Genomic DNA, 20677 nt, shown 5'->3' with positions numbered 1-20677 from the left:
TCTATAAACATGATCAACGTGCTCGTCGCTGATGACGAACTGCCCGCTGTGGAGGAGCTCGCCTTCCTGCTGGGACTGGATGAGCGAATTGGCGCCATCCACCGGGCGTCTTCCGGCGCCGAGGCACTGCGGACCTTGGAAACAGAGTCCGTGGACGCCGTCTTCCTCGACATCCATATGCCTGCCCTGTCCGGTCTGGACATCGCGCGGGCGATTTCCCGCAGCAGCAACCCGCCCGCCGTCGTGTTTGTCACCGCTGATGAAGACTGCGCCCTGGAAGCCTTCGACCTCGCCGCCATCGACTACCTGCTGAAACCGCTGCGCGCGGAACGGCTCTCACGTTCCGTGGACCGGATCAGCGACCTCATCAAAGAGGGCACGCCGGCACCGGAAATGATCACTGTGGATCTTGGCAGCACCACCCGGATGATCCGGCGGGACGATGTCACCTATGTGCAGGCCCAAGGCGACTACGCGAGGTTGCACACCGCTGAGGCCAGCTTCCTCATCCGGGTTCCCCTCAGCGACCTTGAACAGAAATGGGCTGAAGCGGGGTTCATCCGGATCCACCGCTCATACCTGATAGCCCTGAACCACGTACAGCACCTTAAGTTATCCGCAAGCGGCCCCAGTGTGGCCGTGGCAGGTGCTGAACTCCCCATCAGCCGGCGACACCTGCCCTCCGTCCGGGACAAGCTGCAGTCCACACGCATCCGGCCCCAAGGATGACGCGCGTCCGCGTCACGGCGCCGCGCCAGGCGGCCACCGCGGCTCCGGGAAGGTCGCCATATCCGCGCGAGGTCACCGAAGATTCCGACGCCGGCCGGATCTTCATCCGGTCCCTGATCCGATCGCAACTGCGTTTGGCTCTGGTGGTGGCCTCCGGCTTCCTGATCATCCTCGCCGTGTTGGCGCTGTTCCTCGTCTACGGACCGGGCGTGGCAGAAACCCGGATCTTCGGGATTCCGCTTGACTGGCTGGTGCTGGGGGCCGGAATTTACCCCGTTATTGGCTTGAGTGCCTGGCTTTACAACCGCGCGGCGGCACGGAATGAGGCCCGCTACAGGGACCTCGTGGAGGATAAGTGAATCCGGCTGTCGGCCTGTTCGCGTTCCTGGCCGTTTCGCTGGCAACGGCGGTCATCGGGTTCTACGGACTGCGCATCTCCCGAACTACGGGCGATTTCTACGTCGCCTCGCGCACAGTCCCGCCGTGGTGGAATGCCTCGGCGATCGGCGGCGAGTATTTGTCCGCTGCCAGCTTCCTGGGTGTCGCCGGACTGATCCTGCTTTCCGGAACGGATGCTCTGTGGTTTCCCGTGGGCTACACGGCCGGATACCTGATGCTCTTGCTGTTTGTGGCCGCTCCCCTCCGGCGATCAGGGGCCTACACCATCCCCGACTTCACCGAAGCACGGTTGGATTCCAAGCTGGTCCGCCGCGTAACGAGCCTGGTGGTGGTGGCCGTGGGCTGGTTGTACATCGTCCCCCAACTCCACGGTGCGGCGCTCACCATCAGGATCACCACCGGCTTGCCGTCGTGGGTAGGTTCGACGGCGGTCGTGGTGGTTGTGTGCCTCACGGTTGTGGCAGGTGGCATGCGCTCAATAACGTTCGTCCAAGCGTTCCAGTACTGGCTGAAGCTCACGGCATTGGCACTTCCAGTGGTCTTCGTGTTGCTGGTGCTTGCCGGTAACGGCTCAGAACCCCAGGCTCCCCTGCCCGTTAATCCCACAGGGCAGGCTCCCGCAGGGGCTTACCAGCACATATCGCTGTTGGTGGCGTTGTTATTCGGCACCTTGGGCCTGCCGCATGTCCTGGTGAGGTTCTATACCAACCCTGACGGTCAATCTGCCAGGCGGACGACGTTGATCGTGCTGGGGCTGCTCTCCGTCTTCTATCTGTTTCCCACCTTGTCCGGAGCCTTGGGAAGGATGTTCGCGCCCGAACTTGCCCAGTCCGGACAGGCCGATGCCTTGGTGCTGCTACTCCCAGGCAAGCTGATCGGCGGTGTCGCAGGCGATCTGCTCTCCTCCCTCGTAGTAGCCGGAGCCTTCGCAGCCTTCCTGTCCACAACGTCCGGGCTGGTGGTGTCACTGTCCGGTGTCATCAGCCAGGACCTCTTCGGCGGAAGCGTCAAGGGTTTCCGGCTCGCGGCGGTGCTCGCCGCCGTCGTGCCTTTGGGTTTTGCCTTCATGACCGACACCTTGGCCCTGGCCGGCAGCGTCGGCCTGGTGTTCGCGTTCACGGCCTCTACGATTTGCCCTGTCCTGCTCCTGGGAATCTGGTGGCGTGGGCTGACCGATAGCGGCGCCATTGCAGGAATGCTGACCGGAGCGCTCCTCTGCGGCGGCGCCATGGTGGCCGGTACGCTCATGGGGTCGGGCAACGCGCCGGCGTGGCTGGCGCAGCCTGCTGCATGGAGCGTTCCGTCAGCATTCGCCGTGACAGTGGTGGTGTCGAGCCTGACGAAGAGCCGTGTGCCGGCGTCGGTGAATCGCGTCATGTCGCGACTCCATGTGCCGGAGCGGCCTGTGGCCACCGAGCGGTAGCCCACGAAAGCAGGGGCCTGTTGTCCGCACAGCGGCCAGGGTGGACAATGTCGCCATGTCCGAGGAACCGGATGCTGCCGGCCCAGAACCACCGGCAACCCCGCCGGAGTTGTCACCGAGCGTCCGCGCGCAATTATTGGCCACCGAGCACTGGAGCCTGCTCGCCTCACGCAGCACCACGCAGGGCGAAGTACTCACACGCATCAGCATGTTCCTGACGTTCACATCGGCGAGCCTGCTGAGCGTGGCGTTGGTGGGTAACGCCACCCAGTTTTCGGATGCGTTCAGGGCCTTCGCGCTGGCCGTCCTCAGCATCGACCTGGTGGTTGGCCTGCTCACCCATGTCCGGGTCATGAGCGTGGGCATGGAGGATTTGATGTACGTCCTGGCCATGAACCGCCTGCGGGCGGCCTACGTCGACATGGACCCAGGCATGGAGCCATTCCTCATGGCCGGCGTTCACGATGACGAGGAAGGTGCCAAAAGGACGTATTACTTCCTGGGCATTCGGAAAGACTTCAGCCAGGTGGCTGGCAGCAGCATGGTTTTCATGGGGTTCGTGAACTCGGCCCTCATCGCCCTGCTGCTCGGATCAGCACTCCTGACCGCCGGGCTTCCCCCAGTGGTGGCTGTCCCTGTGGCCGTTCTGGCCGCTTTGGCATTCTTCGGGTCGTCGCTGGTGCGGGGCCACCGTCGCTACCTGGACGTCTGGAAGAACAACAAACCGATCTCCCCCAGCTCCCGCTGAGCGTACGGTACGCCTAGTCGATAGCCGCCATGAGCTCTACGACACGGGCGAGGAAGGCGTCCACCTGGGCTTCTTCATAGCCTTCGTCGCCTTTTGCCGCACGGAATACAGCGCGCCGAACAGTGTCCACGCTTAGCACTTGGTCGTGTTCCAGGTACCCGACCAGCTCAGCACACAGGGCGTCAACGTCCTGGATGTTGTAGCTGCGGGCCCGCTTCCTGGACGGGCGGCGGAACCGCTCGCCGTCCGGCCGGTGAAGCCGGCCACGCAGGATTCCGGAGAGTTTACCGATCTGGCGCAACCAGGCTTCTTCGCCTTGCTGGCTGATGAGGTCGTCCCGCTCACGGCGGGCGAAGGCATCCTCGAGCCGGTCCAGGGCAGCGTCCACGCTATGGGCGTCGTACCCACCCTTCACGGGGTCGAAGGCGACGTCCCGGACGTCCACGCTGGCCACTTGGTCAGCCGTGCCAACAGGGTTTTCGAACGACGTCCTGGCACGCTGGAGGAACTCGTCCACTTGCTTGGCGTTATAGCCGTACTTGCTGCGCTCCACGCGGTCGAATGATGCGGGAATCTGGCGTCGAATATCCACGGACACTAATTTTCCTTCATTGGTTTGTTAGACGCCGCTTAGCAGCGCGAACAGAACATAGGCTACAGGGGCTGCGAACACGATGGAGTCCAGCCGGTCCATCACGCCACCATGACCAGGCAGGATGCTGCTCATGTCCTTGACGCCAAGTTCGCGTTTGACCATGGACTCGGCGAGGTCTCCGGCAGTTGCAGCTGCAACCATGCCAACGGCCAGCACCAGCCCCACCCACCAGGGCTTGTCCAACAGGAAGATGCAGGCGAGGACACCTATGACCATTGCCCCGCCCACGGATCCCGCGAATCCCTCCCAGGACTTCTTGGGACTGATCTTGGGGGCCATGGGGTGTTTCCCGAAGGAGGCCCCGACAATGTAGCCAAAAGTGTCGTTCGAGACAACCAGCAGCAACATCGAAGCGATCTGCCACGCGCCGTCAGGAATCCCGTCCGGCCAGAAGCCGACAGGTGTGGCACCACCCGTGGCGTGGAGCTGCAGGGCCGCGAAACTGATGAGGAACGGAATCCAGGCCAGAGTGAAAACCCCGGCAAACACGCTTCGGGGCGCCCCCGCCGCACTGTCGATGGAACGCCACAGGAGAACGGCAACGGAACTTGCCGTCAAGGTGAACAGCAAACCTTCAAGTCCGCCAAAGTAGGCAGATACCGGCATCACCAGGCTGCCGATCATCACAGGAATGATCGGCATCCTGGTGCCCTGGGCTTCAAGAGCCCGGAAAACTTCCCAGACACCCAGCACCCCGAAGGCGGTAGTGAGCAGGACGAATCCCAACGGGAGGAAGAGCAGGCCACCCAGAACAGCCAAAAGCATGGAAAGTCCGACGCCGATGGCGGCCGGAAGATTCCGGCCGGCCTTCGGTGTGGGGTTCGCCCGCACACGCCTGGCGCGTTTGGGGGTGTCGCGTGTCGGGACCCGCTCAGCGGGCGCCGGCTCAGCCTGGTTCATCAGACCTCGAGCAGCTCGGCTTCCTTGCGCTTGAGCAGTTCGTCGATGCTGTCGACGTGCTGCTTGGTGAGGGCGTCAAGTTCCTTCTCAGCGCGTGCGCCTTCATCCTCGCCGGCTTCGCCGTCCTTGACGAGCTTGTCCAGGGTGTCCTTGGCTTTGCGCCGGATGCTGCGGATGGAGACCTTGGCGTCTTCACCCTTGCCCTTGACGATCTTCACGTATTCCTTGCGACGCTCCTTGGTGAGCTCGGGGATGGTCACGCGAATGACGTTTCCGTCGTTGGAGGGGTTGGCGCCAACCTCAGAGTCACTCAGAGCCTTCTCGATATCGCGCAGTGCGGTCTTGTCGTAAGGGGTGATCAGGATGGTCCGGGCGTCAGGCACACCGAAGGAGGCCAGCTGCTGGAGCGGCGTCGGAGTGCCGTAGTACTCGACGATCACCTTGTTGTAGAGACCGGGGTTTGCCCGGCCAGTGCGGATCGTGGCGAAATCGTCCTTTGCTACCTCAACCGCCTTGTCCATCTTCTCGCCGGCTTCGAGTAAGGTCTCTTCGATCACGGGTTTCTCCTCAGAAAATAGTTGCTGCCCAACTGCAGGCACCAATACACAGTAAAGATCCGCCACAAGGGGCGGACGGTCCTAGAAATATCCTAGCCCTTGCTAGGGAGTAACCAGGGTTCCCAGCGTTTCGCCGAGGATGGCACGGGTAACGTTGCCCTCGCCTTCCATGCCGAAGACCACCATGGAGAGTTTGTTGTCCTTGCACATGGTCATGGCCGTCTGGTCCATGACCCGGATGTCGCGGCGCAGGGCGTCGTCGTAGCTGAGGACATCGAGCTTTTCAGCGGCCGGATCCTTCTTGGGGTCCGCGGTGTAGACGCCGTCCACACCGCTCTTGGCCATCAGGACCACATCGGCATGTACTTCGAGTGCCCGCTGTGCCGCCACGGTATCGGTGGAGAAATACGGCAGGCCGGCACCGGCACCGAAGATGACCACGCGGCCCTTTTCCATGTGGCGGATGGCACGGCGGGGAATGTAGGCCTCTGCGACCTGGCCCATGGTGATGGCGCTCTGGACGCGGGTTTCAACGCCTGCCTGCTCCAGGAAGTCCTGCAGTGCGAGGCAGTTCATGACTGTGCCCAGCATGCCCATGTAGTCGGCGCGGGAACGGTCCATGCCGCTCTGGGAGAGCTCGGCTCCGCGGAAGAAGTTGCCGCCACCGACGACGATGGCTACCTCGACATCGGAGACAGCTGCGGCGATCTGCTTGGCGATGGCCCGGACAGTCTCAGGATCGACGCCGAGCTTTCCTCCGCCGATGACCTCGCCGGAAAGTTTCAGAAGTACACGACGGCGGGTCTTCTCGGGCTGGATTGCAGTGTTGACGGTTTCCATGGTGCCTCCCGTTGGTGGACTCTGGCTAGATTATCGTGCTGTGCGTCCGCGCAGGTACTACCCGGACGGATGCATGAAAAAGGGGCGGCCACCGAAGTGACCACCCCTTTTCATGAATTACTAGTTTCCGACGCGGAAACGGGTTACTGCGGTTGCCTTGACGCCGGCTTCTTCGAGGACCTGTGCAACGGTCTTCTTGGAATCCTTGGCGAATGCCTGGTCAACCAGAACTTCACCCTTGTAGAAGCCCGTCACGCGGCCTTCAACGATCTTCGAAAGAGCAGCTTCCGGCTTGCCTTCAGCCTTGGCGGTCTCTTCGGCGATGCGGCGCTCGGACTCGACCAGTTCGGCCGGGACGTCTTCGCGGGTCAGGTAGTTCGGAGCCATGGCTGCAACGTGGACAGCGATGTCGTGTGCGGCGGTGGCAGCGGCTTCGCCTTCACCGTCAACAGCGAACAGGACGCCGACCTGGGCCGGGAGGTCCTTGGACGTCTTGTGCAGGTAAGCGTCAACCGTGGTGCCCTCAACGCGGGAGATACGGCGGACAACAACCTTTTCGCCGAGGACAGCGCCCTCTTCGACGACGACCTCGGACAACGGCTTGCCGTCGACCTCGGTGGCCAGCAGGGTCTCGAGGTCGGCTGCGCCGGACTCGACTGCGACGTTGAGGACCTTGTCGGCCAGCTGGATGAACTTGTCAGCCTTGGCAACGAAGTCAGTTTCGCAGTTGACCTCGATCATTACGCCAACGCCGCCGTTGACCTTGGCAGCAACCAGGCCCTCAGCAGTCGAGCGGCCTTCGCGCTTGGTAGCACCCTTGAGGCCCTTGATGCGGATGATCTCGATGGCCTTCTCAGCGTCACCGTTGGCTTCGTCAAGAGCCTTCTTGACGTCCATCATGCCGGCGCCGGTGCGCTCGCGCAGGGCCTTGATGTCAGCAGCAGTGTAGTTCGCCATGTGAACCCCTCTGTCTAGAAATTTGTGTGATTACGGACTGACAGGACGGCAGCCCACCGTGTGAGCCGCCATCCTGTCAGTTGCCCCCGACGCCGTTTCGGCATCAGGGAAGGTCCAGATTTACTTGGCTTCAGCTTCGCCGGCTGCAGCTTCAGCTGCTTCGGGAGCCTCAGCTGCGGGAGCCTCAGCTGCGGGAGCTTCTGCTGCCGGAGCCTCGGTTGCCGCTGCTTCTTCGGCCTTGCTGCCTTCGAGGAGCTCGCGCTCCCACTCGGCCAGCGGCTCTTCCGGAGCTTCGGTGGTGCCGGTTGCGCGCTGGTTACGGGCGATGAGGCCCTCAGCTACGGCGTCGGCAACAACGCGGGTGAGCAGGTTGACGGAGCGGATGGCGTCGTCGTTACCCGGGATCGGGAAGTCAACTTCGTCCGGATCGCAGTTGGTGTCGAGGATGGCAACAACCGGGATGTTCAGCTTCTTGGCTTCGTCAACAGCAAGGTGTTCCTTCTTGGTGTCAACAACCCACAGAACCGAGGGAGCCTTGGTCAGGTTGCGGATACCACCGAGGTTGGACTCAAGCTTGGTGAGTTCGCGCTTGAGGAGCAGGAGCTCCTTCTTGGTGTATGCCGAGCCCGCGACGTCGTCGAAGTTGATCTCTTCGAGTTCCTTCATGCGCTGGATACGCTTGGCGACGGTCTGGAAGTTGGTGAGCATACCGCCCAACCAACGCTGGTTGACGTACGGCTGGCCAACACGGGTAGCCTGCTCGGCAATTGCTTCCTGAGCCTGCTTCTTGGTGCCGACGAACAGGACGGTGCCGCCGTGGGCGACAGTAGCCTTGACGAACTCGTAGGCGCGGTCGATGTAGGACAGCGACTGCTGGAGGTCAATGATGTAGATGCCGTTGCGCTCCGTGAAGATGAAGCGCTTCATCTTCGGGTTCCAACGACGGGTCTGGTGTCCAAAGTGGACGCCGCTGTCAAGCAGCTGGCGCATAGTTACGACGGGCATGCCGACGCTCCTTCCGGCAGGTCATTCATGAGAGAGCCCATGGGGCTGCTCTTACCCTGCCAATAGTTGACGGTTGTTTAGCCTTTGCCCGGACGGGCGCGGCTCCTGGCATCCATTGCGCTTCTCATCCGGCATGGAGCCATGGGCTCAGCCGGACCGCAAGAGGCACAATCCTCCGCAGCATCAAGCCAAGAGGCTTTTACTGGTGGAGGGCTGGATACGCGTAGTCAGCCTGGGACCCCCACATATCTGAATGAGACATGTTCCTGAACAAGCTTGAGGGCACAGCAAACTGCTCCACCAAGTGTACTACAGCGACCCCACCGGTTTGACCGCGCACGACAAGCGGTTGTCCACATAAGGAAGTCCGGGGATCGCTCCGACCCGGCCTTCCGGGAAGGCTGCTTCCATGGCCCTTTTGAAGATCCCGATTGCCACTATTGTTGTTGCCGCCGCTCTTGCGGGCACGGCAGGCGCCCCGTCGCGGGCGGACCCGCGGTGGAGCTGGCCGCTCTCCCCCAAGCCCTCCGTCCTGCGGACGTTCGGCCCGCCGGACAAGCCGTGGCTCAGTGGACACCGCGGCGTGGACATAGGACCAGCGTCCGACGGCGGCCCCGTCACCGCGCCGTCGGACGGGGTGGTGACCTTTTCCGGCATCGTGGTTGATCGAGCAGTGATCACGATCGATCAGGGCAACGGTTTGAGGAGCAGTTTTGAGCCGGTGGCCAGCGGGCTGAAGCAAGGAGATGCTGTCGTCAAAGGCCAGGTCATCGGGACCCTGGAGCCCGGCCCCGGTCATTGCGGCAGTACAACCTGCCTGCATTGGGGTGTGCGGCGGGGCGACGACTACGTCAATCCCCTGGGCTTCGTGGAGGACATGCGGCCCTCCATCTTGCTTCCCCTTGACTGAGTTCACGCCACCACATCATTTGGCCCTTAGACGATGGCCGAAACTCCCGTAATGGCGCGGCCGGTGACCAGGGTATTGATTTCGTGCGTGCCCTCGTAGGAGTAGATCGCCTCTGCGTCGGAGAAGATTTTCGCCATGCCGTAATCGGTGACAATGCCGTTTCCGCCCAGGATGCTGCGGCCCAGGGCGACGCTTTCACGCATGCGGGCAGTGGTGAACGCCTTGGCCAGTGCAGATTGCTCATCCTTGGCAACGCCGGCATCTTCAAGCTGGGCCAAGCGGACCATCATGCCCATGGATGCCACGGTGTTGCCGAGGATTTGCACCAACTGGTTCTGCACCAGCTGGAAGGCTGCCAACGGCCGACCGAACTGCTGGCGCTCCACGGCATAGCTGCGGGCGACGTCGAAGGCCGCCATCTGAAGTCCCACGGCCTGCCAGGCGACAGCCAAACGGGTCACCTTGAGGACCTTGTTTGTATCGCGGAAGCTGTTCCCATTTTCCAACTTGAAGAAGTCAGGAACCACTACGTTGTCCAGGATGATGTCCGCGTTCTGGACCGTGCGCAGGGAGATCTTGTTCTCGATCTTGGTGGCCGAGTAACCCGGCAGCGTAGTATCCACCAGGAACGCCTTGACCTGGTTGTCGGCCACATCCTTGGCATAGATGACTACCCAGTCGGAGAAGGTAGCGTTGCCGATCCAACGCTTGGCGCCGTTGAGGATCCAATGTCCACCGTCACGCTTTGCCGTGGTGCGGGTGCCACCTGCAACATCGGAGCCGCCAAGGGGCTCTGTCAGCCCGAAGGCGCCGATCTTTTTCAGGGCGTAGATGTCCGGCAGCCACGCGTCCTTCTGCTCTTGTGAAGCCAGCGCCTCGATGGACCCCGTGAAGAGCCCGTCGTGGACACCCATGAACGTCGCAATGGACGCATCCGCCCTGGTGACCTCCGCGTGGAGCATGCCCGCGAACAGATTGGAGTAGCCCTGGCGGCGCACTGGGCTAACGAGGTCCAGTTCGCCCAGCTTGGGAATGAGATCCATGGGAAATTCACCGCGGTTCCAGCAGTCCACTGCAATGGGCTTGACCTCGCGGGCCAGGAATTCGCGGACTTCAGCCAGGCGATCCTGCTCCTTGCCTGTCAGCATCTGCTCAAAGGCATAGAAATCACCATCGGCATAGGGAAGGGTAGTGGCGTCGAATGCAGCGTTGGACATGCTCGCTCCTTCAAGGGTGGTCACCTGCGACCAAGACTAAGTTACTGATGAGTAACATACCGCACCATGGTGGGAACACAAAAGAGCCGTGGCCGACGAACATGAATCGTCGGCCACGGCTCCCGTGAAATGTGTAGGGCTACTCGGACTTGAACCGAGGACCTTAGGATTATGAGTCCCGCGCTCTAACCAGCTGAGCTATAGCCCCTTGACGCCCGGGAAAGCCACCGCAAAGCAGCTGTTCCGGGCAAAGCACTCCAGCAATTCTAATAGGTGCCGGGGAGTGCTTTGGTCACACTACTTTGTCCTCGTAGGAAGCTCCACGGTAGAGGTCCTCGAAGGTCTGGAGTGTGCCGTTGATGCTGTGCGGCTCCACCATCTCGCGGCTCAGCTTGCCCATGGCTTCCAACTCATCCTGGGGAAGCTCCACCAGTTGGGTGATCTTGGCAGCGAGCTCGTTGCTGTCGTTCGGCGTAAACAGGTAGCCGTTCTCACCGTCACGGACCAGATGCGGCAATGCCATGGCGTTGGCCAGCAGCACGGGGGTGGAAGCGGACATGGCTTCCAAGGTCACCAGTGATTGGAGCTCAGCTGTTCCGGGCATGCAGAAAATATCGGCCTTGATGTAAGCCTCACGCAGGTCTTCATCGCTGGCCAAGCCAAGGAACTTCACGCGATCCCCCAGCCCAAGCTTCGCTACCTGCGCTTCGAGGGCCGGACGGACTTCGCCGCCGCCAACGATTTCCAGGTGCACGTTCAATGCACGCGGAGTCTTGGCCACGGCATCAATGAGGACGTCCACGTGCTTCTCTTCGGCCAGGCGTCCGGCAAAAAGGACCGTGGGGTTGCTGTGCGGCTCGATGGTCTCCCCTGGCTGGAGCTCGTAAGCGGAAGAGTCGATGCCGTTGGACAGGGGCAGGACTTTGCGAAGGAAGGCATGCTGGTGCATTGCCTTGGCGGCGAGCGGCGTGGGCGTGGTGACCACGTCTGCCTGGCCCATGACCTTGCCCATGTCCTTCCAGGAGATACGGCCCACGATGTCCTTGAACCACTGCGGGAACGGCAGGAACGGATTCAGGTTCTCCGGCATGAAGTGGTTGGTGGCTACAATCCTGATGCCACGCTTCACGGCCTCGTAGAGAACGTGCTCGCCAATCATGTAGTGGCTCTGGATGTGGACAACGTCCGGCTGGACCTTGTCGAACAGCAGGCTGATTTCCTTCTTGATTTCCCACGGGAAACAGATGCGGAAGTACTCGTGCGTGAAGACGCCGTGCGAGCGAAGACGGTGGACAGTCGCTTCGTCCCGGAACTCCGTATAGCTCTTGCCCGAGTCCGGCCGGCAGGCCAACACATGCACATTGTGCCCACGTGCCGTCATCCCCTTGGCCAGGCGGTAGCCGAACTGGGCGGCACCATTGACGTGCGGCGGATAGGTGTCTGCCGCAATCAAAATCGTGAGGGGCTTGTTGGTGTCGGGAATGGTCACGTGGAGAACTCCTGATGGTCACGGTGCGGACAGCAATGCTGGTGGCATTGCTGCGTTGTCGCCGGGTTGCCGGTCCGCGTGTAGCGGCGGCGCAAGGTATAGCGCTGCCCTAGGCCTTCTTGCTGGCAGCCGCCTTCGCGTCCTTCTTGCGTTTGGTGACTTCCGGATGGTGCCGGCTCAGGGCAATAACCCCCACGATAGCAAGCGTAGCCGCCGCAGCCATGGCGATAGCCATCACGGCGTGGACATCGGGACGAAGCTCACCAAGGATCACAATCCCAATGGCGATGCCCACCATGGGGTCAATAACGGTCAGGCCGGCGATGACGAGGTCCGGCGGGCCTCCCGAGTACGCACTCTGCACGAACCAGGAACCGAGCCCCCCGGCGGCCGCAATGGCAATGAGCGTGTACCACTGGACGTTGAGCAGGAACAGGCCATTGGGATCTAGCAGGTGCTTGCCGATAATGCGGGTCAGGACGGCCACGAAGCCGAAGAGGACCCCGGCTCCCAGGATGTACACAAAAGCACTCATCCGGTGCTTGAACATGACGGCCAAAGTCCCGAAAATTCCCACGGCCACGGCCAGGAGCAGAACGATTGTCAGCTCGTCTTCGGCGTTGACGTGGTGGTTCTCCTGGGTGACGAACACTGCCAGCAACACGAACAATGCCGACCCCGTGACACAGGCGCTGATGGCCACGACGGTGGCGCGGTTGATGCTCAGGCCCTGGTCCTTGGCGTTGACCACCGTGGTGATCACCAGCGCGATCGCGCCGATCGGTTGGACGACGGTGAGGGGCGCAGACACCAAAGCGATGGCGTTCATGACCATTCCGAGGGCAAGGAACAGCAGTCCGAGCATCCAGCGCGGATTACGGAGGAGCCGCAGGAATCCGTTGGAGCTGAGCGCAAGGCCGCCGGTATCGGCTTTGACCGCGCTGCCCTGCCGTTGGGCGCCAATCGCCAGGAAGAAGGCGCCAAGTACCGCAAGGAAAACCGCCAGCCACACCATCAGCCGTGTCCGCCGTCGTCGGTCTTCAATTCTTTACCCTTACGCAAGATGGCCCAGAAATAGTTGTAGGCCGCGATCCAGTGGCCCAGAAGCCCGATGCCCAGGAATGTCCAAGCGATCACGAAGTACACCTCAGTGAAAGGTATGGGCAGCTTGGACAGGACGAGCAAGGGGGTGCCGACCAGCAGCAGTGCCGTGCGGACTTTTCCAATAATGCTGACCGGAAGGTCCGGGTGGCTACGGAAGTAGAACAGCGAGGCGATGGCCAGGATGGCGTCGGGCACCAACAGCGCGGCCAGGTACCACCACTGCACGACGCCGGCAATCGCCAACGTGAAGGCAACGGCCAGGAGCGCAGCCCGGTCCGCCATGGGATCCAGGATGCGGCCCAGCTTGGAGGTTTGGTCGAAGCGCCTGGCTATGTAGCCATCCACCCAGTCGGTGCTGCCCATGATGACGAGCACCAGGACCGCAAAACCGTACTCCTGTTCCGACAAAACGAGCCAGACGAACAGCGGCACACCCATGAAGCGCAGGACCGTGAGGATGTTGGGGACTGTGAAGATGAGGTCGTGGTCAACCTGAGGGCGGTCAGGGTGCGAACCAGCACCGATCAATCTCACTCGTGTCCCCCTTCCTCGTTGTCAGTCTCTGTTGCCTCGGATAGTGGCCTACTTCTTCAGCAGCTTCCTCAGGGCAACCACGAAGACCACGGCAGCGGTCGCGAATGCCGCGAGATCCTTCCAGCGGGCAGCGAGCCGTTCGGAAAGGTTATCCGGCACTGAATCTCCGATGTCGGCCAGCTTCGCGGCCGCGAATTCCTTGCCTTCCTGGAACTTGCCGTTGGCGCTGTCCAGCAAAGCCTGTCCCTGCTTCTTAACGTCCAACTGCTCGCCAAGTTCGTCACGGACCCCGGTCAGGTGCTCGCGGCGCTTCTTCAGGCGCGAGCGAAGCTCGGCTTCCGTGGGCGCCTTGACGGCGTCCGCTTCCTTCGCAGCCTCCTTGGCGGCCTTCTCGGCCTTGGCCTTCTCCGCTGCGGCTTCCTTCTCAGCTTTGGCAGCCTTGGCAGCTGGCGAGTTGGGATCCAGGATCGACTCATCGAAGGACGAGCCTTCCTTGGCAATTCCGAGATCGTGCTTGATGCCCCGGATGGTGTCCTCGGGAACCAAGGGCATGGCCTTCTTGAACTTGGCAACGCCTATCAAGGACGCGATGGCGACAATCAGGAGGAAGAACGCTGCGACGATCAGGGCCGCGAGCCAACCGGGCATGATGGTTGCCAGGCCCAGTATGGCGGCAACGACCAGGGCGATCACCAGAAGCGTGAGGAAAACCAGGGCAACGCCGAAGAAGGCGCCCGCTATGCCTACCTGGGTGGCCTTGCGCTTGAGTTCCACCTTGGCCAAGGCAATTTCGTCGTTGATTTGCCGTGGGGCCAACCGTGCAACGAGCTTGAGGGTCTTCGGCAAAGTACGAATGGCTGGTCCTTGACTGGTCCGGCCGGTGTGACGTCCACTCATGGGTTCCGCCTAACTGCTTTCCTCTGGGCATCGTGTAAGGCGAACGCGGCCTGAAATCTACAGCCGCGGACACCTGTCCTCAAAGCTATCATTCAGGTTCCTGCTGAACTTTCGGGACCACACTGCGGCGCGCCCGTCATACGCCCAATAAATATGATCCGGGCCATAGGATAGATGATCGTGACCTCTCCCATTGCTCCGGGCGATTCCCTGAGCCGACGCGAAAAACTTGTCTACATTCTCCTGCTGGGTGCCCTGACTGCACTGGGTCCATTCACGATCGACCTATACCTCCCGGCGTTCCCGGCGCTCGAGGAAAGTTTCGACGTCTCGGCTGCGGCCATCCAGCTCACCCTGACAGGTACCACCGTTGGTTTCGGGCTCGGCCAACTGGTGGTGGGACCGTTCAGCGACAAAGTGGGGCGCCGTCTGCCACTCATCCTTGCCACGGCCGTCCATATCGGTTCGTCCCTTGGTGCTGCGCTGGCAACGGACATCGGGATGCTGTCCCTGTTCCGTGTCCTCATGGGAATCGGCGCGGCAGGCGGTGGCGTGGTGGCCATGGCCATGGTCCGGGACCTCTTCCACGGCTATTCCATGGTCCGGATGTTCTCGCGCATGTCACTCGTCAACGGCCTGGCTCCCATCCTGGCCCCGGTCATCGGCTCGCAGTTGCTGCTGGCTTTCCCGTGGCCCGGCATTTTCTACTTCCTGGCCGGCTACGGCCTGCTGGTGATCCTTGCCTCCATCTTCTTCATCCGCGAGACACTCCCGGCCGACCAGCGGGGCAAATCCACCACCACGGTGGGGCAGCGTTACAAGTCGGTCCTGACGGACCGGATCTTTGTGGGCATGGTGCTGGTGGGAAGCCTGAACTTCGGTGGGTTGTTTGCTTATCTCTCGGCCTCGACCTTCCTGTTCCAGGACATCTACGGCTTTTCGCCGCAGGAGTACGGAATCCTTTTCGGCATCAACTCCCTGGGCATTGTTGCCGGTGTCCAGATCAGCTCACGCCTGATCAGACGGGTGGCCCCTCAGTGGATCGTGGCCGGAGCAACGGTCTTCATGCTGCTCATGGCCATCCTGATCATCGTTCTGGACCTGTTCCACGTGGGATTGTGGGGCATTCTGATTCCTTTGTGGTTCTACATCTGTGCAACCGGCTTCATGTTCCCGTGCGTTCAGGTCCTGTCTTTGGCCAACCATGGCGCCCAAGCAGGCACGGCGGCCTCCCTCCTGGGCGCATCGCAGTTCATGATGGCCGGAATTGTGCCTCCGGTGGTCGGTTGGCTGGGCGTCAGCTCCGCAGTCCCCATGGGAGCCGTCATGGCCGCGTGCATCACCGGCGCGATCGCCGCCCTGTGGCTGGTGGTCCGGCCCCGCACTGTTCCCTCCATCCATTAGGAACACACCCGTAGGCTGGGATCATGACCAACAAACCGCACCGTAACGGCAGAGGACTCTTCCTTGGCGCCGTGCTTGGCGCCACTGCCGGCGCGCTCCTCGGCCGGGCGGCAGGAAGCGCGCTGTTCGGCGCGATCCTGGGGGCCGTCATCGGTGCCGCCGTGCTGTACCGGGTGAACCCCGGCCCCTGGAAGCGGGACTAACCGCACCCCGCAAAGCGGCCTGCCGCCGTCGAACTTTTCAACCCCCTCCCCTAACAGCGTCCCGCAAGGCAGAATGGTGGCCAGCCGGGGTAGCCGGTGCCGGACCGGTGAAGGGGACATCACATGAGCGCGGCTGTGGGATTGTGGGGCGGTGTCCGCGGCTTGGCAACAGTGCGGCGGCTGCCCCTGACGCTGGGCCTGGTGGCATCGCTGTGGATCCTGGGGGCTGCGACTGGGAGCCTGCTGAGTGGACCCAGTGAGGCGTTGCTGGACCAGGTGGGCTTGGGATTGGCGGTGGACCCAGGACCGTGGTGGTCCATATTCACGTCAGCTTTCTTTGCTTCCTCCCTGCTCGACTATCTGGCCTGCGCGGCCGCGATCCTGGTGGGCGTGGGCATCGCCGAGCGCGTCATGGGCCCGTGGCTCGCCCTCGCCGCCTTCGTCGGCGGATCAGCCCTCAGCGCCCTGGTCCTTGTGGCCTTGGTGGCCTTCGGGACCGACGCCAGCGACCAGTGGCTGAGTTTCCTCGGCGGCGAATACGCGGTGGGTTCCTATGGCGGCGCTGCCGCCGCGCTGGGATGTGCGACGGCGGCACTGGACGCACTATGGCGTCGGCGGCTAAGGACGTGGCTGTTGGCCGCCACGTTGATGTTCGCCCTGTTCGTAGGAGTGGCCCAAACACTCCAGGCGCTTGCCGGCGCAGTGATCGGCACCGTGGCCGGCTGGGCTGTCCAGTCGCTGCTGCTCCGGCGCCGGGCAGGCTCGCTGCATTCCTCGACTCTCCGTGAGACGCGTTTCCTGGTGGGCACCGTGGTGGGCGTCTTCGCCGTCGGACCTTTGCTAACGCAACTTACCGGGACGTGGGAAATCGGGCCACTGTCCGTCGTCTCGGAGGTCATGCTCCAAGCCAGTCCCGACGCCGACGAAGTCAAGGAAGCCTGCAACAACGACAACAACTGCGTGGCTCTGCAAAGCATCGTGGGCGTGCAAAGCTTCGGCGCAGCAATCCTGACACTGATTCCGGTCCTCTTGCTGCTGGTTTGCGCCGAGGGGCTTCGCCGAGGCCGCCGCCTGGCGTACCGCCTGACCCTGGTGATCCAGGCGTACCTGGCCGCCGTGACTGTCCTGTCCATCCTCCAGTACGTGAGCGATCCAGACGTCACCCTGGGCGATGACGACTTCGGCTACCTCCTTCTCTATGCGGTCCCGGCTGTTCTCGCCCCGGTGATCATCGTGGCGCTGCTGCTGGCCAACCGCCACAAGTTCCGGGTGGAGTCCAGCGATGCCGGATACCGGGTACTGGGCCGGAGCTCACTCATCCTGGCAGTCGTCGCCATAGTCCTTTACGTGGCGTTCTGGTTCGTCGAAGGCAATCCGGGCCGCTCAACGCTGTGGGACCTTGCCGGACAACTGACCCACATCCTGGTTCCCTTCCCGGTTCCCTTTGTCGTCGCTCTCCCGCAAGGCCTGTTGAGCACGGTGCTGTACGGACTTGGCGGGGACATCATCTGGCTCTGCATCCTGGTACTGGTCCTGAACAACTTCCGGCGTTTCAGGCAGCTCGCCACGGATCCGGCAGCAGACCTGGGGCACACCCGGGAGTTGCTCCACGATGGCGGCGGCACGCTGTCCTGGATGGCTTTGTGGGACAACAACCAGTATTGGTTCACGCCGGACCGGAAGGCCGGCGTTGCCTATCAGGTACACAACGGCGTGGCACTCACAGTTGCCGGGCCTTTCGGCGCGGAGGAACACCATGCGGACGCAGCCACGGGCTTCCTGAAACACTGCGCCGGCCTGGGACTCACCCCGTGCTTCTATTCAGCCACTGCCGAGCTGGACGGCCCGCTCCTTTCCAGGGGATTCCGAAAACTGGAAGTGGCGGAAGAGACCCTCCTGAATGTCCAGGCCATGACCTTCAAGGGCAAGGAGTGGCAGAACGTCCGCACGGCGCTGAACCGGGCAGACAAGCTGTCCATCAAGGACCACTGGTATCCCTACCATGCGATGCCTCCGGGAACCAGGGCGCAGCTGGCAGAGATCTCCGAAGAATGGGTAGCGGACAAGGCCCTCCCCGAAATGGGCTTCACGTTGGGCGGCCTGAGTGAATTGAAGGATCCCGAAGTCCTCTGCTGCGTGGCAGTGGATGATGAAGGGCTGGTCCACGGAGTCACCAGCTGGTTGCCGGTGTTCCGCGACGGCGTCATCTCCGGATGGACCCTGGACTTCATGCGGCGCCGGACCACCGGATTCAAGGGCGTCATGGAATTCCTCATCGCCTCCGCCGTGACCCATTTCAGGGAAGAAGTCCCCCGGATCTCCTTGTCCGGCTCGCCGCTCGCCAATGCCGGAGCTGACGTTGCTGAGGGTGACCGAAGTTCCTTGGACCGGGTCCTGGCACTGCTCGGAAATGCACTCGAACCCATGTACGGCTTTAAGTCCTTGGCAGCCTTCAAGTCACGGTTCCAGCCAGAGCACAGGACCCTGTATATGTACTATCAGGACCCCTTGGCGTTGCCATCCATCGGTATCGCCGTGGGCTCCGCTTATCTCCCGGGCCTCTCCCCCGCGCAAAGCGCAGGCCTGCTGCGCCAGATGGTGGCAAGGGAGCCCGCCGCATGAGGCCCGGACAGATTTCCTAGCCATGGACGACATCCTGAAACTTGACATCAGCGGTCCTGTCGTCATGGCCATTGCCGGGGCTATCGGCGCCGTGTTCTTCCTTGTACTGTTCCTCAGGCCGACTGCACGCTGGGCACTCACCGCGATCGTCGCCGTTGTGTCGGCTGCGTTGCTGGGGTGGCTGACTGTGTGGCTCATTGAGGACGTCATGGATGTCTTCCACGTGGGCCTGACACCACGTGTGTGGTTCTGGGCCGTCGCCTGCTTCGCTGCGTTGGGCCTGGCCGCGGTCAGCTTCCGCCATAGCCGGCCGTGGCGGAAAGTGGTGGCGGCATTCGCCATTCCAGTGTTCCTCCTGGTAGCCGCCCTGGGCATCAACGCCGAGTTCGGGCTGAACAAGACGTTGGGCTCGGCATTGGGGATCTCCACTGAGGGGGCTATCCAGCTGAACAAGCCAAACCCGGATGCTTCCATCCCCGCAGGTCCGCTGTGGCAAAGTTGGAAACCCCCGGCCACCATGCCGGCCAAGGGCAAGGTGGGCACCCAGGTGATACCGGCAACGGCCTCGGGCTTTGACGCCCGGCCCGCCGGCATCTACCTGCCTCCTGCGGCCCTGACGGACAACCCGCCACGGTTGCCCCTGTACGTCCTCATGATGGGCCAGCCCGGCCTCCCCGACCCCCAGTACGTATCGGCTGCGTTGGATGAATTCGCGGCGAAGAACAACGGCCTTGCCCCGATTGCCATCGTCGCGGACCAGATCGGCCCTGATGAGAACGACAACCTCTGCTTGGACACTGCCAAGTACGGCAACGTGGAGAAGTACATCAATGAGGACGTGGTGAACTGGGCCAAAGCCAACCTGAACATCCTCCCGGACCGGGAGCATTGGACCATCGCCGGTTACTCCAACGGCGGCCAGTGCGCCATCTCCTTCGCCGTCAAATACCCGAAAATGTGGGGCAACGTGGTGGACATCTCCGGTGAAGAGTTCCCGGGCGCCGAGGATCCGGCAGGCAATCTTGCAGCCATCTTCGGCGGCAACCAGGCGGATTACGACGCCCAGAAGCCCATCAACATCATGAAGGGCAAGCAATTCCCTGACACCACGGCCGTCTTCACTGTTGGCTCCGACGACGTGACGTACGTGGCCGCCGCCAAAGCCGTCTCCGCTGCTGCACAGGCAGCAGGCATGACCGTCACCTACTACGAGGTCCCCAACGGCGGACACGTGGGTATCGCCCTGAACGCGGGACTGACCAAAGGCTTCGAGGTGCTCTATCCGCGTCTGGGGCTCTCGCGCTAGAACCCTTTTGCGCGCCACCTACCGGCGATAAAGTTGAGCTGTGCCACATTGGCAAGAGCTGCAGCCGCTTCCGGCACCCTGGCAGCGACGGGATGAACGCATCCTGCCGCTGTGGTGGGATCGTCTGTGCTCAGTGACCAGCCCGCAGTCAGCCGCCCTCTACGCCGCAGGACTCTTCACCGACGACCGGCGCCGCCCCATTGCCCAGTGGTACAACCCCGAAGCCGACGCAGCCCTGCTGGTTGCACCCGAGACCTCGCCTGAGTGGCCTGTCCAGCGTTTCGGAATTTTCTACGCACCACCCGGTGGCGGCTTCACCCGCGTCTACTCAGCTCCGCACGAGTGGCATCCCCGCGAACCCAGGACCCCACCTACAGAACAGGATTCGTTCCTGGCAGCCGTGGCCGAGGCAGCCCGCTTCCTGCAGGTGGAGATGGATTTCGTCTGAAAAAGACGAACCCCGCACCGGCGGGAAGCCGGTACGGGGTCCTTGTGCTCCTCCGACTGGACTTGAACCAGTAACCCTTCGATTAACAGTCGAATGCTCTGCCAATTGAGCTACGGAGGAATGAAGCGGTTATGACTTTAGCAAAGGTTTCACCGGAATGCGAAATCGGCCCGGCATACCCCCTGGGGGTATAAAAAATACCCCCATTCCGGATCACCGGAACGGGGGTATTGCGCGCTCCTCCGACTGGACTTGAACCAGTAACCCTTCGATTAACAGTCGAATGCTCTGCCAATTGAGCTACGGAGGAATGAAGCGGTTACTAGCTTA

Annotated in this window: 21 protein-coding genes and 3 tRNA genes; 10 read left to right on the top strand and 14 right to left on the bottom strand. The window is 62.2% G+C overall.

Features of this window, described 5'->3' with window-relative positions:
- Positions 1-9: 9 nt before the first annotated feature.
- The 4 genes from J3D46_RS12475 to J3D46_RS12460 are packed head-to-tail and all read left to right on the top strand — an operon-like array spanning position 10 to position 3299.
- Complete coding sequence (locus J3D46_RS12475) at positions 10-729, top strand: LytTR family DNA-binding domain-containing protein (RefSeq protein WP_231342164.1); 720 nt, start codon at positions 10-12, stop codon at positions 727-729.
- Complete coding sequence (locus tag J3D46_RS12470; protein WP_231342163.1) at positions 726-1088, top strand: hypothetical protein; 363 nt, start codon at positions 726-728, stop codon at positions 1086-1088. Before J3D46_RS12475 ends, J3D46_RS12470 begins: the two co-directional genes overlap by 4 nt.
- Positions 1085-2551, top strand: coding sequence for a cation acetate symporter (locus J3D46_RS12465; protein WP_253467518.1), 1467 nt, complete (start codon positions 1085-1087; stop codon positions 2549-2551). Before J3D46_RS12470 ends, J3D46_RS12465 begins: the two co-directional genes overlap by 4 nt.
- A gap of 55 nt (positions 2552-2606) precedes the next feature.
- The gene (locus J3D46_RS12460; protein ID WP_231342159.1) at positions 2607-3299 is read left to right on the top strand and encodes a hypothetical protein; all 693 of its coding nucleotides are present in this window, start codon (positions 2607-2609) and stop codon (positions 3297-3299) included.
- Between the two features lie 13 nt (positions 3300-3312).
- Here the strand turns inward: J3D46_RS12460 and J3D46_RS12455 are convergent, their stop codons facing one another.
- The 6 genes from J3D46_RS12455 to rpsB all read right to left on the bottom strand — a co-directional run bounded on the left by J3D46_RS12455 (position 3313) and on the right by rpsB (position 8213).
- Positions 3313-3897 carry a DivIVA domain-containing protein gene (locus J3D46_RS12455; RefSeq protein WP_231342157.1) on the bottom strand — a complete coding sequence of 195 codons (585 nt, stop codon included), beginning with the start codon at positions 3895-3897 and terminating at the stop codon, positions 3313-3315.
- Between the two features lie 21 nt (positions 3898-3918).
- Positions 3919-4854 (bottom strand): phosphatidate cytidylyltransferase, encoded by a 936-nt coding sequence (locus J3D46_RS12450; protein WP_253467515.1) that lies wholly within the window; start codon positions 4852-4854, stop codon positions 3919-3921.
- Positions 4854-5411, bottom strand: coding sequence for a ribosome recycling factor (gene frr / locus J3D46_RS12445; RefSeq protein WP_026541491.1), 558 nt, complete (start codon positions 5409-5411; stop codon positions 4854-4856). Before frr ends, J3D46_RS12450 begins: the two co-directional genes overlap by 1 nt.
- 102 nt (positions 5412-5513) lie before the next feature.
- Positions 5514-6251, bottom strand: coding sequence for a UMP kinase (pyrH, locus tag J3D46_RS12440; RefSeq protein ID WP_231342155.1), 738 nt, complete (start codon positions 6249-6251; stop codon positions 5514-5516).
- 120 nt (positions 6252-6371) lie between these two features.
- A complete protein-coding gene (tsf, locus tag J3D46_RS12435; protein ID WP_011774217.1) occupies positions 6372-7208 on the bottom strand; it encodes a translation elongation factor Ts in 837 nt (278 codons plus the stop codon).
- Positions 7209-7328: 120 nt separating this feature from the next.
- Positions 7329-8213: a 30S ribosomal protein S2 gene (rpsB, locus tag J3D46_RS12430; RefSeq protein WP_253467512.1), complete on the bottom strand. Its 885-nt coding sequence runs from the start codon at positions 8211-8213 to the stop codon at positions 7329-7331.
- Positions 8214-8622: 409 nt separating this feature from the next.
- On the opposite strand from rpsB, the gene J3D46_RS12425 reads away from it, so the two are divergent.
- The gene (locus tag J3D46_RS12425) at positions 8623-9123 is read left to right on the top strand and encodes a M23 family metallopeptidase (RefSeq protein WP_253467509.1); all 501 of its coding nucleotides are present in this window, start codon (positions 8623-8625) and stop codon (positions 9121-9123) included.
- 26 nt (positions 9124-9149) lie between these two features.
- Here J3D46_RS12425 and J3D46_RS12420 read toward each other — a convergent pair whose 3' ends face one another.
- From J3D46_RS12420 to J3D46_RS12395, 6 genes are all read right to left on the bottom strand, one after another.
- On the bottom strand, positions 9150-10340 hold the full coding sequence (locus J3D46_RS12420; RefSeq protein ID WP_253467506.1) for an acyl-CoA dehydrogenase family protein: 1191 nt from the start codon (positions 10338-10340) through the stop codon (positions 9150-9152).
- A 134-nt stretch (positions 10341-10474) separates the two neighbouring features.
- A tRNA-Ile gene (locus J3D46_RS12415) sits at positions 10475-10548 on the bottom strand.
- An 84-nt stretch (positions 10549-10632) separates the two neighbouring features.
- On the bottom strand, positions 10633-11829 hold the full coding sequence (locus tag J3D46_RS12410) for a glycosyltransferase (protein ID WP_231341058.1): 1197 nt from the start codon (positions 11827-11829) through the stop codon (positions 10633-10635).
- A 109-nt stretch (positions 11830-11938) separates the two neighbouring features.
- Positions 11939-12844, bottom strand: a complete 906-nt coding sequence (locus J3D46_RS12405; RefSeq protein WP_159707880.1) for a DMT family transporter — start codon at positions 12842-12844, stop codon at positions 11939-11941.
- A complete protein-coding gene (locus J3D46_RS12400; protein WP_231341057.1) occupies positions 12844-13467 on the bottom strand; it encodes a CDP-alcohol phosphatidyltransferase family protein in 624 nt (207 codons plus the stop codon). Before J3D46_RS12400 ends, J3D46_RS12405 begins: the two co-directional genes overlap by 1 nt.
- A gap of 48 nt (positions 13468-13515) precedes the next feature.
- Complete coding sequence (locus tag J3D46_RS12395; RefSeq protein ID WP_231341056.1) at positions 13516-14364, bottom strand: phage holin family protein; 849 nt, start codon at positions 14362-14364, stop codon at positions 13516-13518.
- Positions 14365-14538: 174 nt separating this feature from the next.
- Between J3D46_RS12395 and J3D46_RS12390 the strand changes: the two genes are divergently transcribed.
- From J3D46_RS12390 to J3D46_RS12370, 5 genes are all read left to right on the top strand, one after another.
- Positions 14539-15768: a multidrug effflux MFS transporter gene (locus tag J3D46_RS12390; protein WP_253467503.1), complete on the top strand. Its 1230-nt coding sequence runs from the start codon at positions 14539-14541 to the stop codon at positions 15766-15768.
- Positions 15769-15791: 23 nt separating this feature from the next.
- On the top strand, positions 15792-15971 hold the full coding sequence (locus tag J3D46_RS12385) for a glycine zipper domain-containing protein (RefSeq protein WP_231341054.1): 180 nt from the start codon (positions 15792-15794) through the stop codon (positions 15969-15971).
- Positions 15972-16094: 123 nt separating this feature from the next.
- Positions 16095-18593: a bifunctional lysylphosphatidylglycerol flippase/synthetase MprF gene (locus J3D46_RS12380; protein WP_253467500.1), complete on the top strand. Its 2499-nt coding sequence runs from the start codon at positions 16095-16097 to the stop codon at positions 18591-18593.
- A gap of 22 nt (positions 18594-18615) precedes the next feature.
- Positions 18616-19899, top strand: coding sequence for an alpha/beta hydrolase-fold protein (locus J3D46_RS12375; RefSeq protein ID WP_253467496.1), 1284 nt, complete (start codon positions 18616-18618; stop codon positions 19897-19899).
- 40 nt (positions 19900-19939) lie between these two features.
- Complete coding sequence (locus J3D46_RS12370) at positions 19940-20347, top strand: hypothetical protein (protein ID WP_231341051.1); 408 nt, start codon at positions 19940-19942, stop codon at positions 20345-20347.
- Positions 20348-20394: 47 nt separating this feature from the next.
- Here J3D46_RS12370 and J3D46_RS12365 read toward each other — a convergent pair.
- Both J3D46_RS12365 and J3D46_RS12360 read right to left on the bottom strand, forming a co-directional pair.
- Positions 20395-20467: transfer RNA gene (locus J3D46_RS12365), tRNA-Asn, on the bottom strand.
- 117 nt (positions 20468-20584) lie between these two features.
- Positions 20585-20657: transfer RNA gene (locus J3D46_RS12360), tRNA-Asn, on the bottom strand.
- Positions 20658-20677: the final 20 nt, after the last annotated feature.

The sequence above is a fragment of the Paenarthrobacter sp. A20 genome (assembly GCF_024168825.1).
In the GTDB taxonomy this organism is placed as follows: domain Bacteria; phylum Actinomycetota; class Actinomycetes; order Actinomycetales; family Micrococcaceae; genus Arthrobacter.
The sequence above is the reverse complement of the archived record's forward strand: the minus strand, read 5'-3'. Positions and strand labels throughout refer to the sequence as shown.

Excerpts from the sequence above, each read along its gene's own strand:
- J3D46_RS12470 (WP_231342163.1), top strand. The coding sequence starts at position 726 with ATGACGCGCGTCCGCGTCACGGCGCCGCGCCAGGCGGCCACCGCGGCT.
- pyrH (WP_231342155.1), bottom strand. The coding sequence starts at position 6,251 with ATGGAAACCGTCAACACTGCAATCCAGCCCGAGAAGACCCGCCGTCGT.
- J3D46_RS12425 (WP_253467509.1), top strand. The coding sequence starts at position 8,623 with ATGGCCCTTTTGAAGATCCCGATTGCCACTATTGTTGTTGCCGCCGCT.
- J3D46_RS12405 (WP_159707880.1), bottom strand. The coding sequence starts at position 12,844 with ATGGTGTGGCTGGCGGTTTTCCTTGCGGTACTTGGCGCCTTCTTCCTG.
- J3D46_RS12460 (WP_231342159.1), top strand. The coding sequence starts at position 2,607 with ATGTCCGAGGAACCGGATGCTGCCGGCCCAGAACCACCGGCAACCCCG.
- J3D46_RS12475 (WP_231342164.1), top strand. The coding sequence starts at position 10 with ATGATCAACGTGCTCGTCGCTGATGACGAACTGCCCGCTGTGGAGGAG.
- J3D46_RS12395 (WP_231341056.1), bottom strand. The coding sequence starts at position 14,364 with ATGAGTGGACGTCACACCGGCCGGACCAGTCAAGGACCAGCCATTCGT.
- J3D46_RS12385 (WP_231341054.1), top strand. The coding sequence starts at position 15,792 with ATGACCAACAAACCGCACCGTAACGGCAGAGGACTCTTCCTTGGCGCC.
- J3D46_RS12420 (WP_253467506.1), bottom strand. The coding sequence starts at position 10,340 with ATGTCCAACGCTGCATTCGACGCCACTACCCTTCCCTATGCCGATGGT.
- J3D46_RS12380 (WP_253467500.1), top strand. The coding sequence starts at position 16,095 with ATGAGCGCGGCTGTGGGATTGTGGGGCGGTGTCCGCGGCTTGGCAACA.
- J3D46_RS12390 (WP_253467503.1), top strand. The coding sequence starts at position 14,539 with ATGATCGTGACCTCTCCCATTGCTCCGGGCGATTCCCTGAGCCGACGC.
- tsf (WP_011774217.1), bottom strand. The coding sequence starts at position 7,208 with ATGGCGAACTACACTGCTGCTGACATCAAGGCCCTGCGCGAGCGCACC.
- J3D46_RS12450 (WP_253467515.1), bottom strand. The coding sequence starts at position 4,854 with ATGAACCAGGCTGAGCCGGCGCCCGCTGAGCGGGTCCCGACACGCGAC.
- rpsB (WP_253467512.1), bottom strand. The coding sequence starts at position 8,213 with ATGCCCGTCGTAACTATGCGCCAGCTGCTTGACAGCGGCGTCCACTTT.
- J3D46_RS12375 (WP_253467496.1), top strand. The coding sequence starts at position 18,616 with ATGGACGACATCCTGAAACTTGACATCAGCGGTCCTGTCGTCATGGCC.